This is a genomic window from Klebsiella sp. K4, assembly GCF_014596785.2.
Classification (GTDB): domain Bacteria; phylum Pseudomonadota; class Gammaproteobacteria; order Enterobacterales; family Enterobacteriaceae; genus Klebsiella; species Klebsiella pneumoniae.
The window spans coordinates 144,026-160,001 of record NZ_CP115021.1 but is presented as its reverse complement, the minus strand read 5'-3'; the positions used below and the strand labels follow the sequence as shown (position 1 = coordinate 160,001).

15 protein-coding genes are annotated in these 15,976 nt (G+C 58.1%); 10 read left to right on the top strand and 5 right to left on the bottom strand.

Annotated elements, in window-relative coordinates; genetic code table 11:
- Positions 1–2: 2 nt before the first annotated feature.
- Positions 3–950 carry a divergent polysaccharide deacetylase family protein gene (locus IB144_RS00795; RefSeq protein ID WP_002922459.1) on the top strand — a complete coding sequence of 316 codons (948 nt, stop codon included), beginning with the start codon at positions 3–5 and terminating at the stop codon, positions 948–950.
- 5 nt (positions 951–955) lie between these two features.
- Here the strand turns inward: IB144_RS00795 and IB144_RS00790 are convergent, their stop codons facing one another.
- From IB144_RS00790 to kbl, 3 genes are all read right to left on the bottom strand, one after another.
- Positions 956–1,693: a glycosyltransferase family 2 protein gene (locus IB144_RS00790; protein WP_232551505.1), complete on the bottom strand. Its 738-nt coding sequence runs from the start codon at positions 1,691–1,693 to the stop codon at positions 956–958.
- 219 nt (positions 1,694–1,912) lie between these two features.
- On the bottom strand, positions 1,913–2,938 hold the full coding sequence (gene tdh / locus IB144_RS00785) for an L-threonine 3-dehydrogenase (RefSeq protein WP_002922461.1): 1,026 nt from the start codon (positions 2,936–2,938) through the stop codon (positions 1,913–1,915).
- Positions 2,939–2,950: 12 nt separating this feature from the next.
- Positions 2,951–4,144: a glycine C-acetyltransferase gene (gene kbl, locus IB144_RS00780; RefSeq protein WP_002922462.1), complete on the bottom strand. Its 1,194-nt coding sequence runs from the start codon at positions 4,142–4,144 to the stop codon at positions 2,951–2,953.
- A 213-nt stretch (positions 4,145–4,357) separates the two neighbouring features.
- On the opposite strand from kbl, the gene rfaD reads away from it, so the two are divergent.
- From rfaD to IB144_RS00755, 5 genes are read left to right on the top strand one after another with little or no spacing between them, the layout of a single operon-like run.
- Positions 4,358–5,290, top strand: a complete 933-nt coding sequence (gene rfaD / locus IB144_RS00775) for an ADP-glyceromanno-heptose 6-epimerase (RefSeq protein ID WP_002922463.1) — start codon at positions 4,358–4,360, stop codon at positions 5,288–5,290.
- Between the two features lie 9 nt (positions 5,291–5,299).
- Complete coding sequence (rfaF, locus tag IB144_RS00770) at positions 5,300–6,358, top strand: ADP-heptose--LPS heptosyltransferase RfaF (RefSeq protein WP_004196077.1); 1,059 nt, start codon at positions 5,300–5,302, stop codon at positions 6,356–6,358.
- Between the two features lie 3 nt (positions 6,359–6,361).
- Positions 6,362–7,333, top strand: coding sequence for a lipopolysaccharide heptosyltransferase RfaC (rfaC, locus tag IB144_RS00765; protein WP_032440401.1), 972 nt, complete (start codon positions 6,362–6,364; stop codon positions 7,331–7,333).
- Positions 7,333–8,241: a sugar glycosyltransferase gene (locus tag IB144_RS00760; protein WP_032440403.1), complete on the top strand. Its 909-nt coding sequence runs from the start codon at positions 7,333–7,335 to the stop codon at positions 8,239–8,241. Before rfaC ends, IB144_RS00760 begins: the two co-directional genes overlap by 1 nt.
- Entirely contained in the window at positions 8,219–9,388 is a 1,170-nt protein-coding gene (locus tag IB144_RS00755; RefSeq protein ID WP_032440405.1) for an O-antigen ligase family protein, read from the top strand. The genes IB144_RS00760 and IB144_RS00755 overlap by 23 nt, the downstream gene beginning before the upstream one ends.
- A gap of 43 nt (positions 9,389–9,431) precedes the next feature.
- Here IB144_RS00755 and IB144_RS00750 read toward each other — a convergent pair whose 3' ends face one another.
- The gene (locus tag IB144_RS00750; protein WP_032440407.1) at positions 9,432–10,511 is read right to left on the bottom strand and encodes a glycosyltransferase family 9 protein; all 1,080 of its coding nucleotides are present in this window, start codon (positions 10,509–10,511) and stop codon (positions 9,432–9,434) included.
- 18 nt (positions 10,512–10,529) lie between these two features.
- A complete protein-coding gene (locus tag IB144_RS00745) occupies positions 10,530–11,492 on the bottom strand; it encodes a polysaccharide deacetylase family protein (RefSeq protein WP_002922494.1) in 963 nt (320 codons plus the stop codon).
- A gap of 111 nt (positions 11,493–11,603) precedes the next feature.
- Here IB144_RS00745 and rfaQ point away from each other — a divergent pair, with 111 nt between their 5' ends.
- From rfaQ to IB144_RS00725, 4 genes are read left to right on the top strand one after another with little or no spacing between them, the layout of a single operon-like run.
- Entirely contained in the window at positions 11,604–12,680 is a 1,077-nt protein-coding gene (gene rfaQ, locus IB144_RS00740) for a putative lipopolysaccharide heptosyltransferase III (RefSeq protein ID WP_004181527.1), read from the top strand.
- Positions 12,677–13,804: a glycosyltransferase family 4 protein gene (locus tag IB144_RS00735; protein ID WP_002922496.1), complete on the top strand. Its 1,128-nt coding sequence runs from the start codon at positions 12,677–12,679 to the stop codon at positions 13,802–13,804. The genes rfaQ and IB144_RS00735 overlap by 4 nt, the downstream gene beginning before the upstream one ends.
- A gap of 2 nt (positions 13,805–13,806) precedes the next feature.
- Positions 13,807–14,901, top strand: coding sequence for a glycosyltransferase (locus tag IB144_RS00730; protein WP_004145262.1), 1,095 nt, complete (start codon positions 13,807–13,809; stop codon positions 14,899–14,901).
- A 29-nt stretch (positions 14,902–14,930) separates the two neighbouring features.
- Entirely contained in the window at positions 14,931–15,920 is a 990-nt protein-coding gene (locus IB144_RS00725; RefSeq protein ID WP_004173909.1) for a glycosyltransferase, read from the top strand.
- The last annotated feature ends 56 nt before the right edge of the window (positions 15,921–15,976 follow it).

Sequence of the window (15,976 nt, the reverse complement as noted above, 5' to 3'; positions counted from 1 at the left end):
TTTTGCTTCAATTTCGCGCAATTGCTCTTGCCGTAGCCGGTTCGCTGGCTCTGGCGGCGCCAGCGTTCGCTGGCAAACTCTCCATCGTTATTGACGATTTTGGCTACCGCCCGCAGACCGAGAATCAGGTGCTGGCGCTGCCGGCAACTATCTCCGTCGCCGTGCTGCCGAACGCGCCGCACGCCCGGGAAATGGCCACTAAAGCGCATAATCAGGGCCATGAAGTGCTCATCCACCTGCCAATGGCGCCGCTCAGCAAACAGCCGCTGGAAAAAGACACCCTGCGTCCCGAAATGAGCAGCGAGGAGATCGAGCGCATTATTCGCGAGGCTTACGGCAAAGTCCCTTACGCCGTCGGGCTGAATAACCATATGGGCAGCGCGATGACCTCCAACCTGTTTGGCATGCAGAAGGTGATGCAGGCCCTGGAGCGCTACAATCTCTATTTTCTCGACAGCGTCACCATCGGCAACACCCAGGCCATGCGCGCCGCGCAGGGTACCGGCGTGAAGGTGATTAAGCGCAAAGTGTTTCTCGACGATACGCAGAATGAAGCCGATATCCGCAACCAGTTCAATCGCGCCATCGCCCTGGCGCGGCGCAACGGTTCGGCGATAGCCATTGGCCATCCGCATCCGACGACGGTGCGGGTGCTGCAGCAGATGGTCTATAACCTGCCGCCGGATATCACGCTGGTGCGCCCGAGCAGCCTGCTCAACGAGCCGCAGGTCGACAACTCGACGCCAAACTACGCCCAGCCGCCCGCGCAACAAACGCAGCAGAAGCCGCGTAATCCGTTCCATGGCGTGAAGTCTTGCAAACCGAAGCGCCCGCTGGAGCCTGTGAACGCCAGTCGCTTCTTCACTATCCTCAGCGATAGCATCAGCCAGAGCGCGCTGATCCAGTACTATCGCCTCAAATGGCAGGGCTGGGACAACCCCGGCAACTAGACTACTCAGGGGTCCGTTCGCTTTTGCGCGACGGGCGCCTGGTTATCTTCGTGGGCGTACCACGCCTTAAAATATTTCAGAAAGCTGTAAAACGTCGCGTACAGGCCGGTCACCACGCCGACTTTGCCATAGCGCCACGCTCCGCTAAACAGATACCACTTAAAGAAAGCGCCAATGGCGCTGACGATCCCCCGCGTCAGCGAAGGTTTGATCTGCTGGTACTTCACCAGCCGGGTGGTATAGCTGTTTAGCTTATTAAACACTTCATGCAGCGAATAAAAGGTGTCATGGCGTACAAAGCCCGGCAGCCTGACGGAGCGTGCGTGTCCGACCACCTGGTCATCCACCGGCCGGTCGTTAAACCGCGCCTGCTGGCGGTTAAAGAGACGCACCGGGTAATCCGGCGAAGAAATAGGGTAGATCGTCCGCACCTGCGTGCCGAGCACAAACCAGTAGCGCGGCAAACGCCAGGCGCAGGTTGGGTCCGGCTCCTCGCCCGCTTTTAGCGCCTGAATGGCCGTCACCACGTCATTATCAAGAATTTCGTCGCTGTCCATGCACAGCACCCAGTCATGGCTGGCCAGCCCGATGGCATAGTTCATCTGCGCGCCGTGGGCTTTATAGGCATGGTGATGGACGGTGAGACCAAACTGCTGACAAATAGCGACGGTTTCGTCGGTACTGCCGGAGTCGACGACGATACATTCATCGGCTACCTTCAGCAGAGGCGGCAGCACCTCCATCAGCAGGCGCGCAGAGTTACAGGTCAGTAAGCATACGGAGAGTTTAAGCATGATAGTTACAAAGTTAAACTGCGACTAAACACACTGTATAAGCGAATAACCGTAAAATCGATGTAGAAATTGTGCGCTTAATATTAAGCAGGCTAAAAATGTTATCCAAATCTAAATTAAGGCGCCCGCAGGCGCCTTTTTTGCTGATTTTTACGCCAGCATGGGGGGTTAGTCCCAGCTCAAAACCACTTTACCGGACTGGCCGGAGCGCATCGCGTCAAAACCTTTCTGGAAGTCATCAATGCCGAAGCGGTGGGTGATGATCGGTGAGAGATCCAGACCAGACTGGATTAGCGCCGCCATCTTGTACCAGGTTTCGAACATTTCGCGACCATAGATACCTTTGATAAACAGCCCTTTGAAGATGACCTTGGTCCAGTCGATGGACATATCCGACGGCGGGATACCCAGCATCGCGATACGGCCGCCGTGGTTCATGGTATCCAGCATGCTGCGAAACGCCGGCGGCGCGCCGGACATCTCCAGACCCACATCGAAACCTTCGGTCATCCCCAGCTCGGCCATCACGTCATTAAGGTTCTCTTTGGCCACGTTCACCGCGCGGGTAACGCCCATTTTGCGCGCCAGCTCAAGACGGTACTCGTTGACGTCGGTGATCACCACGTTACGCGCGCCGACGTGTTTCGCTACCGCCGCCGCCATCACGCCGATCGGACCGGCGCCGGAAACCAGCACGTCTTCCCCGACCAGATCGAAGGAGAGCGCGGTGTGCACCGCGTTGCCGAACGGGTCGAAGATAGACGCCAGGTCATCAGAGATATTGTCGGGGATTTTAAAGGCGTTAAAGGCCGGGATCACCAGATACTCAGCAAAGCAGCCCGGGCGGTTGACGCCCACGCCGATGGTGTTGCGGCACAGGTGGGTGCGGCCCGCGCGGCAGTTACGGCAGTGGCCGCAGGTGATATGCCCTTCGCCGGAGACGCGGTCGCCAATCTTAAAGCCGCGCACTTCCTGACCAATCCCCACCACTTCGCCGACATATTCGTGACCGACCACCATCGGCACCGGAATGGTCTTCTGCGACCACTCATCCCAGTTGTAGATGTGCACGTCGGTCCCGCAAATGGCGGTCTTGCGGATTTTAATCAGCAGATCGTTATGGCCGACTTCCGGTTCCGGTACGTCGGTCATCCAGATGCCTTCTTCCGCTTTCAGTTTGGATAACGCTTTCATCTCATACCCTTATTAGGCGATGACGCCCAGTTGTTTGCCGATGCGGGTAAAGGCTTCCACCGCACGCTCAATTTGTTCAGGGGTATGCGCCGCCGACATCTGGGTGCGAATACGCGCCTGGCCTTTCGGTACCACCGGATAGAAGAAGCCGGTGACATAGATCCCTTCTTTCTGCAGCTCGCGGGCAAAGTTCTGCGCCACCACCGCCTCGCCCAGCATCACCGGAATGATGGCGTGGTCGGCGCCGGCCAGCGTGAAGCCTGCCGCGGTCATTTTTTCGCGGAACAGACGCGCGTTAGCCCACAGGCGATCGCGCAGGTCTGCCCCCTCTTCAACCATCTCCAGCACTTTGATGGAGGCGGCCACGATGGCCGGCGCCAGAGAGTTGGAGAACAGATACGGACGGGAGCGCTGGCGCAGCCACTCAACCACCTCTTTGCGCGCGGCGGTGTAGCCGCCGGAGGCGCCGCCCAGCGCTTTACCCAGCGTGCCGGTGATGATATCGACGCGCCCCATCACATCACAGTATTCGTGGGAGCCGCGGCCGTTTTCGCCGACGAAGCCGACGGCGTGGGAGTCATCGACCATCACCAGCGCATCGTATTTATCCGCCAGGTCGCAAACGCCTTGCAGGTTGGCGATCACGCCATCCATCGAGAACACGCCGTCGGTGGCGATCAGCACGTGACGCGCGCCGGCCTCGCGAGCTTCTTTCAGACGCGCCTCCAGCTCTTGCATATCGTTGTTGGCATAGCGGAAGCGCTTCGCTTTACACAGACGCACGCCGTCGATGATCGAGGCATGGTTCAGGGCGTCGGAGATAATGGCGTCTTCCGGGCCGAGCAGCGTTTCAAACAGGCCGCCGTTGGCGTCGAAACAGGAGGAGTAGAGGATCGCGTCTTCCATACCGAGGAAATCGGCCAGCTTCTTCTCCAGCTGCTTATGCGTATCCTGGGTGCCGCAGATGAAGCGTACCGAGGCCATCCCGAAACCGTGGCTGTCCATGCCGGATTTCGCCGCGGCAATCAGTTCCGGGTGGTTCGCCAGACCCAGATAGTTATTGGCGCAGAAGTTAATCACGTGGCTGTCGCCGACGGTAATGTCCGCCTGCTGCGCCGAGGTGATGATGCGCTCTTCTTTGAACAACCCTTCGGCCCGAGCGGTCTCCAGATTGCTAGTTAACTGTTTGTAGAAATCACCACGCATTGCAACTCTCCAGATTCGGCAAAATTTGGCACATATTACCCAAAGCTATACGCTGATACGAGATGATGCAGGCCTGAATGAATTATTTGCAGCATAAATCACGTCAGCCCAGCACCTTATTCTGCGAATGGCTGTAGGCTTGCTCATGTGGTGATATGATAAGAGCATTCATGTCCGGATTGTCTCCGGGCTCTCAACTTCAAAGGTACAGTTATGATCATCGTTACCGGCGGCGCAGGCTTTATCGGCAGCAACATCGTTAAAGCGCTGAATGACAAAGGCATCACCGACATTCTGGTTGTCGACAATCTGAAAGACGGCACCAAGTTTGTAAACCTGGTTGACCTGAACATCGCTGACTACATGGATAAAGAAGACTTTCTGATCCAGATTATGGCGGGTGAAGAGTTCGGTGAAATCGAAGCAATCTTCCACGAAGGCGCGTGCTCTTCCACTACCGAGTGGGATGGTAAGTACATGATGGACAACAACTATCAGTACTCCAAAGAGCTGCTGCACTACTGCCTGGAGCGCGAAATCCCGTTCCTGTACGCCTCCTCCGCGGCCACCTATGGCGGACGCACCAGCGACTTCATCGAGTCCCGCGAGTACGAACAGCCGCTGAACGTTTACGGCTACTCCAAATTCCTGTTCGACGAATACGTCCGCCAGATCCTGCCGGAAGCCAATTCGCAGATCGTCGGCTTCCGCTACTTCAACGTCTACGGGCCGCGCGAAGGCCACAAAGGCAGCATGGCGAGCGTCGCTTTCCACCTCAATACCCAGCTGAATAATGGCGAAAGCCCGAAACTGTTCGAAGGCAGCGACGGCTTCAAGCGCGACTTCGTCTACGTGGGCGACGTGGCTGACGTCAACCTGTGGTTCTGGGAAAACGGCGTTTCCGGCATCTTTAACCTCGGCACCGGCCGTGCGGAATCCTTCCAGGCCGTCGCCGATGCGACCCTGGCATACCACAAAAAAGGCAGCATCGAGTACATCCCGTTCCCGGACAAACTGAAAGGCCGCTACCAGGCGTTCACTCAGGCGGATCTGACTAACCTGCGCAAAGCGGGCTATGACAAACCGTTCAAAACCGTTGCCGAAGGCGTAACGGAATATATGGCCTGGCTAAACCGCGACGCGTAAGAAACAAGCATGAAAATATTGGTGGTAGGCCCGTCTTGGGTAGGCGACATGATGATGTCGCAAAGTCTTTATCGTACGCTCAGGGCGCGCTATCCCCAGGCGATTATCGACGTGATGGCGCCAGCCTGGTGCCGTCCGTTGCTTTCGCGCATGCCGGAAGTGAACGAAGCGATCCCGATGCCGCTGGGTCACGGCGCGCTGGCTATCGGCGAACGCCGTAAGCTCGGCCACAGCCTGCGCGAACGTCGCTACGATCGCGCTTACGTGCTGCCGAACTCGTTTAAATCGGCATTAGTCCCTTTCTTTGCCAATATCCCGCTGCGCACCGGCTGGCGCGGCGAGATGCGCTACGGACTGCTCAACGACGCCCGGGTGCTGGACAAAGACGCCTGGCCGCTGATGGTGGAACGCTACGTGGCGCTGGCCTACGACAACGGCGTGATGCGCTGCGCCAAAGATCTGCCGCAGCCGCTGCTGTGGCCGCAGCTGCAGGTCAACGAAGGGGAAAAGTCGCAGGCCTGCAGCGCTTTTAACCTGTCCTACGATCGGCCGATCGTCGGCTTCTGCCCCGGCGCGGAGTTCGGCCCGGCCAAACGCTGGCCGCACTATCACTATGCTGCGCTGGCGAAAAAGCTTATCGACGATGGCTATCAGATTGCGCTTTTCGGCTCGGCGAAAGATAACGAGGCCGGCAAAGAGATCATCGCCGCCCTCAGCAGCGAGCAGCAGGCCTGGTGCCGTAATCTGGCGGGTGAAACCCAGCTGGAGCAGGCGGTCATTCTGATCGCCGCCTGTAAAGCTGTAGTGACTAACGATTCGGGGCTGATGCACGTCGCCGCAGCGCTGGACCGCCCGCTGGTGGCGCTGTATGGCCCGAGCAGTCCGGACTTTACCCCGCCGCTGTCGCATAAAGCGCGGGTTATCCGTCTGATTACCGGCTACCACAAGGTGCGCAAAGGCGATGCCGCCGAAGGCTATCATCAGAGCCTGATCGACATCACCCCAGAACGCGTCCTGCAAGAGCTAAACGAACTGTTAGCGGAAAAAACCGAGCACGAGGAAGCGTAACGGATGCGGGTATTGATCGTTAAAACCTCCTCCATGGGCGACGTGCTGCACACGCTGCCCGCGCTAACCGACGCCGCGCAGGCTATCCCCGGCATCCGCTTCGACTGGGTGGTTGAAGAGGGTTTCGCGCAGATCCCCTCCTGGCATGAAAGCGTCGAGCGGGTGATCCCGGTGGCGATCCGCCGCTGGCGCAAAGCCTGGTTCTCCGCGCCGATCAAAGCCGAGCGTCAAGCCTTTCGCGAGGCCGTTCAGGCGGTAAAGTATGACGCCATCATCGACGCCCAGGGGCTGGTGAAAAGCGCCGCGCTGGTTACTCGCCTGGCGCACGGCGTCAAGCACGGTATGGACTGGCAATCGGCCCGCGAGCCGCTGGCGAGCCTGTTTTACAACCGCCGCCACCATATCGCGAAACAGCAGCACGCGGTGGAGCGTACCCGTGAGCTGTTCGCCAAAAGCCTTGGCTACGCGAAACCCCAGACCCAGGGGGATTACGCCATTGCGCGCCATTTCCTGCAGCACGAGGCTAGCGCTGCCGCGCCCTATCTGGTGTTTCTGCACGCCACCACCCGCGACGATAAGCACTGGCCGGAAACCCGCTGGCAGGAGCTTCTCGATCTGCTGGCCGACAGCGGCGTCCACATTAAGCTGCCGTGGGGGGCCCCGCACGAAGAGGCGCGGGCGAAGCGGCTGGCGGAAGGCCGGGAGTATGTCGAAGTGCTGCCGCGCATGAGCCTTGAGCAGGTGGCGCAGGTTCTGGCCGGCGCCCGGGCCGTCGTCTCGGTCGATACCGGGCTGAGCCATCTGACCGCCGCGCTGGATAAACCGAACTTTACGCTCTACGGCCCGACCGACCCGGGGCTGATTGGCGGATACGGTAAAAACCAGCATATCGTGCGGCCGGAAAACAGCGCCAGCACCGGCGATATTGCGGCCAGCCGGATTCATCTTCTCCTGCAAAATCAGGGGCTGCTCTGATGGGATCCCTGTTTAAGCAGATCTACCGCTATACGCGCCCTCGCGCGTATCGCCACAATGAAAATCTGTGGCCTTTTACCCGTATTACGCGTGCGCCAAGCGGCGAAATCAGCGCGTTACGCTATAAAGGGAAAACGGTGCCGCTGGTCAGCCTGAGCGCGCTGAAAAACAGTATGCAGGGCGAAGTCCTGCTGACCGCCACCGGCCCCTCAACCCGCAATATCGATTTTTCCCTGTTGTCGAAAACGATCCCGGTGATGGGCGTCAATGGCGCCTGGCATCTTGCCGACCGGCTGCACTTTTCGCTCTATACCATCGTCGACATGGAATTTTTCGATAAGAAGCCGGACATTATCCGCGCCATTGTCAGCCAGCCGGATATTTTGCTGTTCACCACCATGCACGGGATCGCCAAAATCGTCGATCGCTATGGGGACGCGCTGCGCTGCCGTTTGGCGTTGATTGAGGACGGTTGCTATAAGATTTACCAGCCGAAAGTCGCCAGCGAAGCGATAAAGCGCACTTACCAGCAGAATCCGGCGATGTGCTTTCATCCTCAGCGCCCGGATATCTGTTTTAGCACCGATATTCGCCAGGGCATCTTTGATGCCGGCACGGTGGTCTACTGGGCGCTGCAAATTCTCGCCTGGCTGGGCTTCAATACTATCCTGGTGAGCGGCCTGGATATGACCAACTTTAACCAGCCGCGATTCTACGAAACACAACAAGAAAAATTGCCTTCTTACCTGGCAACAAAAGTGGATACCCTCGTCATGCCCTCCTTTGCGCATGCCGCGCAGGTACTGCAGCAACGCCAGATTCGGGTGATTAATTTTTCCCCAGAAAGCGCTGTGCCGGATACTATCTTCGAAAAGGTTGCGTTTAATGAGTACTTTAAAAGTGAGTAACTTCGCCAGACAGGGTTACTCGATTGTCTTTCCTTTGTTTTTATTTTTCAGCGCGATTTTTTGCATGTCCACCCGGACCAATAATCTGCTGCATTTATCGATCCTGCTGCTATTGCTGTCGCTGGTACGCCAGGAAAACCGCCAGGCGCTGGCCGGGGTGTTACGCGAGCAGTGGCAGACCTGGACGCTGCTGGCGGCTTTCTTTATCTATTACGCCCTCAGTAATGTGTGGGGCCATACGCCGCAGCATATTGACTCGCCGATCACCCACGGCGTGTATCTGACCGGGTATCTGTTGCTGATGACGATGCTGCTCAGGGACGGACGAACCCGCCGACTGGCGATGCTGGCGGTGGTCGGCGGGATCACCGTGCTCTCCCTGTGGACGCTGATTATCGACCATACGCTGGTTCTCACCGAACGAGCGGTCTCCCCCGAGAACCCCGGACCAACGAACGTTATCGACCTTGCCGGTTACTGCGGCATCGGCATTTTAATTTGCGGCATGCTACTGAAAGAAAAAGCCAGCCACTGGCTCTATCTGCCGGTGGTCATCATGCTGGTGATGCTGCTGCTCACCCAAAGCCGCGGGCCGATCATCGCCCTGGTGCTGGCGGTCGGCTGTACGCTGCACCTGCACGTCTTCACCCGCCGCAACCTGCTGATCGCCGCGGCGCTGGCCGTGCTGGTAGCGCTGCTTTTGGTCATGACGCCGGTGGGCGACATGCTGCTCGCCCGTTTCGAGGAGCTGGGCACCCAAAGCGGGCTGCGCCTGAGCATCTGGCACCATACCCTGTCGGAGATGGCCAGCCAGCCGTGGCTGGGGCGCGGTTTCAGCTATGAACTGGATTTCATCAACTACAGCGGCGAGCACATCACCACCACCCACAGCGTGTATATGGGCGCCCTGCTGAAAGGCGGCATCGTGGGGTTACTGCTGCTGTTGGCGATCATTGCCTGCGGGCTATGGCAGGCGTGGCGCAAGCGCCATACCGACAGCCGCTACAGTCTGGCGATCCTGTTTTACGCGCTGGTGTTTATGGCCTCGCAGGGGATGTTTATCATCAGCAATCCCCGGGAAACCTGGGTGCTGTTCTGGCTGCCGCTGGGCATTGCGCTCAGCAAAGGGGTGGCGGAAAAACGCTAACAAAAAGGGCCGTCAGCGGCCCTTTTTATATTAACTTTTTAAATCAACTGCGGGCGGCGACCAGCCGGTCGGCCTGCTCTTTAATCACGGGCCACACCGACTCAATCGCCACATCGGCGACATTCGCTTCTTCACAGACTATCTGCTTCGCCTTGTCATAGCCCGGCGCCCAGATGTGATAGCCGGGCAGCCCGGTATTCTTGAGTTTGCGTTTGTTATAGACCGCCACCATCGGCTTATCGAAAGCCCGGGCAATATGCACGATCGAGGTGTCCGGCGTAATGACTAAATCACAGCTGCGGATCACTTCTACGGCGGAGTTGATGGTGCTGTCGGCGATGTACAGCGCCATATCCAGCCCCAGCTGGCGGATTTTTTCACTGCGCCCCACCATCACGATACAGACCCGGTAAGGCAGAGCATGTAGCCGCTCGACCAGGGTCGCCACCTGGTGACGACAGAAGTCTTTATCCTCGGAGGCGGTAAAAGGGTTAATGGCGATACGCAGTTCGACCTCTCCGGCCTGAGAAAGCAAGCGGGCCACTTTCTCCCGCTCATGGCGGCAGCCGGGGATATGATAGTGATACGGGCGGTCGTCAACGATGCCAAACAGCTTCACCACCTGCTTATAGCGCAGGGAAATATGGCTGTTGCCGTCAAAAAAAGCGATTGAGTGATCGTAAAGTTTATAGGGCTCTTTATTAAAACCAATCACGCTGGTCGCCCGTAAATCGGCGAGTAATTTAAAGCGTTCATAGCTGGTCACGTCATCAAAATCGATAACCGCATCAAAACCCGCCGCCCGCAACGTATTTAAGGACATGCGGGGCCGATATAAATATACTTGCTGTATGAATTCTGAGCCTGCTAATATTTCGCTGCATATTGGTCCGGTTAACACCGAAACCTGATATCCCCGTTCAGCCAGTATTCTGGCGCAACCGGTCGTGACCACCATATCACCGACTTTATCATCCAGACGCAATAGCAGCACGCGGCGCACAGCCGCTGGGTCGAAGGCTTTACGCGCCGGCTTATTTCTGTATCGATAGTTAATTAAATTAAATTTAATGCCGCGGAAAAAAGCATTCTTTTTCCGCGTTAATTGTTTAAGGATACGCATACGGTACCTTGAGCTGTGTTAGCGCTGTGTAATTTTCCGCTGGTAATATTCTGCCAGCGTCATGCCCTTCACCTGCGGCGCCAGCCAGCTAAAAAAGGCTTCGAGGTCAGCGTATAAACGCTCAATATCCCGTTCATTCTGGAACGTGGGGCTGCCGCCGGGCATATACTCTGAAGAGTGGAGCATATATTCCACGTAGTCATTGCCCTGCGTCAACGTTTGTTCGACGACTTTTTTCATCGTTTCCACATTGCCGCCCATCGGTCGCAGCCAGTGTACGGAGGGGGATCGCACTTTGCCGCGCAGGCGGTCGTAGCCCTGCTTCACGCTGTTCATCCACGCTGAGTGCTTGTACTGGATGCTCATCGGCACTTCCAGCAGCGGCGAGTGGCCCTCGCGGCTGATGTCATTTTCATCGAGGAAATAGGCATGCTGCGGAAAGCGGCGATAATCGGTCCCGCCATCGCCCTGCGGCGCCCCCTTGGCGGTCTTCCAGTTCACCCGCGGGGTCACCGAGCAATCCACCTGATACCCGTATTCCACCAGCAGACGCGCATAGCGCTCGTCAAAAGCCCAGCGCCCGGCGCGATGGCTAACCATTTTGGTCTGGAAGGTATCCTCCAGCAGACGCGTCATATAGTCGACCTTCTCACGCATCATAGCGTCGCTGTATTCAATAAGATAAGGCTTATGGCGCCAGTCATCTGCAGTCAGCGGCTCGGTCGGCGGGCTGTTCCACGCATGCAGATGCATGCCGACTTCCGCGGTGCCGCGGGCAATCACGTCTCTGGCGAATTCGATATAAAAGGGGTCGATGGCCATTTCATAGTTGGTCAAATAGACCGGTTTAAAGCCATACTTTTCGCAAAGCTGCTGAAAACGCGGAAGATAACGCGCATTCTCGGTGGTGATGCTGTCATGTTTTTGCCAGAGGTTATCGCCCTCTGTATCAATCGTGATGAGAAATGCGGGATTGTGCACGAAAACGTCCTCAGGCCATACGTATCGGGTCATGGTAGAGCAATACAACGCTTCTCTCAATCTGTCTGATCCCCTAGAATCGGAACCCTTATCCTGGATGAAGAACAGAGTATGACGCCTGAAACCCTCTCCCGCGGCCCGTTGAACCCGGCGCGGATCCTGGTCATTAAGCTGCGCCATCATGGCGACATGCTGCTGATCACGCCGCTTATTCACGCGCTGAAACAGCAGTACCCCGCCGCCAGCGTGGATGTCCTGTTGTATGAAGAGACCCGGGATATGCTCGCAGCCAACCCCGATATCCACCATATTTATGGTCTCGATCGCCGCTGGAAAAAGCAGGGAAAAAGGTATCAGCTGAAGATGCAATGGCAGCTCATTCAGACGCTGCGCCAGCAGCGGTACGATATGGTGCTTAACCTGGCCGACCAGTGGCCGAGCGCGGTTATCAGCAAACTGACCGGCGCCGCGACGCGGATTGGTTTTGATTTTCCGAAGCGCCGCCACCCGGTCTGGCGCTATTGCCACACCGCGCTGGCCTCCACCCAACAGCACAACCAGCTGCATACGGTACAGCAGAATCTCTCTATTCTCGCTCCGCTCGGTCTCCAGTTGAACGATGCGCCGGCGCGGATGGGCTACAGCGAAGCAGACTGGGCCGCCAGCCGCGCCCTGCTGCCGGAGGACTTCCGGGAACACTACATCGTCATCCAGCCGACGTCGCGCTGGTTCTTTAAATGCTGGCGCGAAGATCGGATGAGCGCCCTGATCAACGCGCTGTCCGCCGAAGGATACGCGGTGGTGCTCACCTCCGGCCCCGATGCTAGAGAGAAGAAGATGGTGGATACCATCATCGCCGGCTGCCCGCAGGCGCGACTACACTCTTTAGCCGGCCAGTTAACGCTGCGCCAGCTGGCGGCGGTGATCGATCATGCCCGGTTGTTTATCGGCGTCGACTCGGTGCCGATGCATATGGCTGCAGCCCTTGGCACTCCGCTGGTCGCCCTGTTCGGTCCCTCGAAGCTGACCTTCTGGCGTCCGTGGCAGGCGAAAGGCGAGGTGATCTGGGCCGGCGACTTCGGTCCGCTGCCCGATCCGGACGCTATCAACACCAACACCGACGAACGTTATCTTGATTTAATTCCTACCGACGCCGTGATCGCGGCGGCGAAAAAGGTACTGGCATGAGTAAATTCAGGCTGGCTCTGGTGCGGCAGAAGTACCGCCCGGACGGCGGCGCAGAACGGTTTGTCTCCCGCGCGCTGGAAGCCCTCGACAGCAGTCATTTGCAACTGAACGTCATCACCCGCGAATGGCAGGGGCCGGTGAAACCGGACTGGCAGATCCATATCTGTAACCCACGTAAATGGGGGCGCATCAGCCGCGAGCGCGGCTTTGCCAACGCCGCGCGCGCGCTCTGGCAGCGCGAGTCCTTCGACCTGGTGCAGAGCCATGAACGTATTCCCGGCTGCGATCTCTACCGCGCTGGCGATGGCGTTCATCGCCGCTGGCTGCAGCAGCGCTCGCGCATTTTACCGGCCTGGAAAAGCCGCCTGCTGTTCGCCGACCGTTACCACCGCTACGTCATGCAGGCGGAACGCGAGATGTATGAAGACTCACACCTGCGCGGGGTGATCTGCAACGCCGAGATGATCAAGCGCGAGATTATCGAAGACTTTGGCCTGCCGGCGGAGAAGATCCACGTTATTTACAACGCCATTGACAACCAGCGCTTCCTGCCGCCGGACGAAGAGACCTTTGCCGCCTTACGCGCCAAATGGCAGCTGCCGCTGCAGGCGACCTGCCTGATCTACGTCGGCTCCGGCTTTGAACGTAAAGGGCTGGCGGCGGCGATCCGCGCCATCGCCCCCACCGATCGCTACCTGCTGGTGGTCGGCAAAGATAAGGATCAGCCTCGCTATCAGGCGCTGGCGAAGAGCCTGAACTGTGAAGCGCGGGTGCGCTTCTTCGGCATGCAGTCGGAGACATTGCCCTTCTATCAAATGGCCGATGGTCTGCTGCTGCCCACCCTCTACGATCCGTTCCCCAACGTCATCCTCGAGGCAATGGCCTGCGGTCTGCCGGTGATCACCACTACCGGCTGCGGCGGGGCGGAGTTTATCGTCGACGGCCACAATGGTTACGTCTGCGACGCTCTGGATATCCCGGCGCTACAGCAGGCGGTAATGGCCCTGCCCGCGCGCGCGCTGGGCTCCGCGCAAGGCGGTCACGCCCGCGAGCGCATTATGGCCTGCACCAGCGAGCGACTCTCAACCCAGCTGCTTTCTCTTTATCAGGATCTGGTGAAATAACGATGCGCATCTTATTTGTGATTGACGGCTTACCCGGCGGCGGCGCGGAAAAAGTGGTCCTGACCCTGGCGGCACAGTTCCTGCGCGACGGCGATCGGGTGTCGCTCATTTCGCTGCGCGATGTCTGCGAGTACCCATTGCCCGAGGGGCTCGACTACCAGGTAGTTGCCGATCGCTGCCGTAAACCGTGGCGCAAGCTGACCGAGCTGTCCCGCCGCGCCCGCCAGCTGGATGCCGCAGTCGTGCGGGCCGAACAGCAGGGGCAATTTGACCTTGTGCTCTCCAACCTGCACAAAACCGACCGCATCGTCGCCCGCAGCCGGGCGCTGCGCGAGCGTAACGTCTGGTTCTGTCTGCACGGCGTCTTTTCGGCCTCCTATCTCGGGCACCGCACCGGCTTTGACCGCTGGATGAAGCAGCAGAAAATTAAGCGAATTTATCAGGGTCGCAACGTGGTGACGGTTTCCGACGCGGTGGGGCGAGATCTGGTGGAAGAGTTTGCCCTGCGCCCGGCACAGCTGAAAACCATCTACAATCCCTTCGATATCACTGCCCTGCGCGCCGAGGCGGAAGCCGACAGCGAGCGCCCGGACGGTGACTACCTGATTCACGTCGGTCGCTTCCATCCGGGCAAACGCCATGACCGCCTGCTTGAAGCCTATGCGCAGAGCGGCATCGACGCACCGCTGGTGCTGCTAGGCCAGGGAAAACCGGAGCAAGAGCAGCGCCTGCGCCAGCTGGCAAAAACGCTGCACATTGACGATCGGGTGTGGTTCAAAGGCTTTCAGAAAAACCCCTTACCGTGGATCAAAGGCGCACGGATGCTGGTTTTGAGCTCCGATAGCGAAGGATTCGGCAATGTGGTGGTGGAGGCGCTGCTGTTACATACTCCGGTCGCCAGCACCCGCTGCCCCGGCGGCGTCACCGAGATCCTCACCGGCGAACTTGCCCGCGGTCTGGCGGATCTGACCAGTCCGGCGCTGGCTCAGACGATGCAAAGCATTTACCATAACCCGCCGGCCATCGACGATGCCGCGCTGGAAAAATTCAGCGTCGTATCCATTTGTCAGCAGTACCGTCAGCTGCAGCGCACCTGACGCCGTTAGTTAACCAGGACCGAAGATTTATGAGTCAAACGCCTTTATTGAGCATCGTGGCTGCCGTCTACAACGGTGAGAAATTTCTAGCGCAATTCTTTGAGTGCATTGAACAGCAGCAGCTGGACAGCTATGAACTGATCCTGGTGAACGATGGTTCGACAGACAACAGCCTGGCGGTGATCGCCGAATGGCAGGAGCGGCTGCAGAACGTCCAGGTGCTGGAGCAGGAAAACCAGGGCGTCTCGGTCGCGCGCAATACCGGCCTCGCCGCCGCCAGCGGCAAATATCTCGCGTTTCCGGATATCGACGACAAACTCTATCCGGGCATGTATCGCACGCTGCTGGAGATGGCCGAGAAAGAACATCTCGATATCGCTACCTGCAACGGCACCTATGTGTACGAAAAGCGCCGCGAGAGCCACCCGATCTTCCCACTGGATCGCCTGCCCTCGACGGATGTGCTGCCGGGCCATGTCTGGCTTAAGCAGGCCCTGGACTCGCGGAAGTTTCTGCACGTCACCTGGCTTAATATTTATCGTCACGACTTTATCCGCCAGCATCACTTCCATTTCGAGCCTGGCCTGCGCCATCAGGATATCCCATGGACCACAGAAGCCCTGCTGGCCGCGGAGCGCGTGCAGTACACCAGTCAGCAGTTCTATGATTACTACATTCACTCTGAGTCGGTGTCGCATAAGCCGGACAACGACGACACGCTGATGCGTTCGGCGCGCCACTATATGAAGATTCTGGAGATGCTGGAGGCGATTAACCAGCGCTACCCGGATAAAGTACGCCATATCGCCGCCTGTCGCTGGCAGATCGCCAAAGAAGGCCTGGGGATCATCCATACCTTCGATAGCATGAAAGATGAGTCCAAAAAGCATGTTATTATTAACGAATTCTTCGACCGCGGTATCTGGCGGTTAATCTGGAAAAACGCCTGTACTTTCCGTTTACGCTGGCGCCTGGGACGCCGTTATCTGCGTATTAAGCGTTATCGCCACGCGGGATAGACCAAAAACCCGCTGTTTCCGCCAAAGAGATAGCTTTACGCGGGCTAAATGCTTAG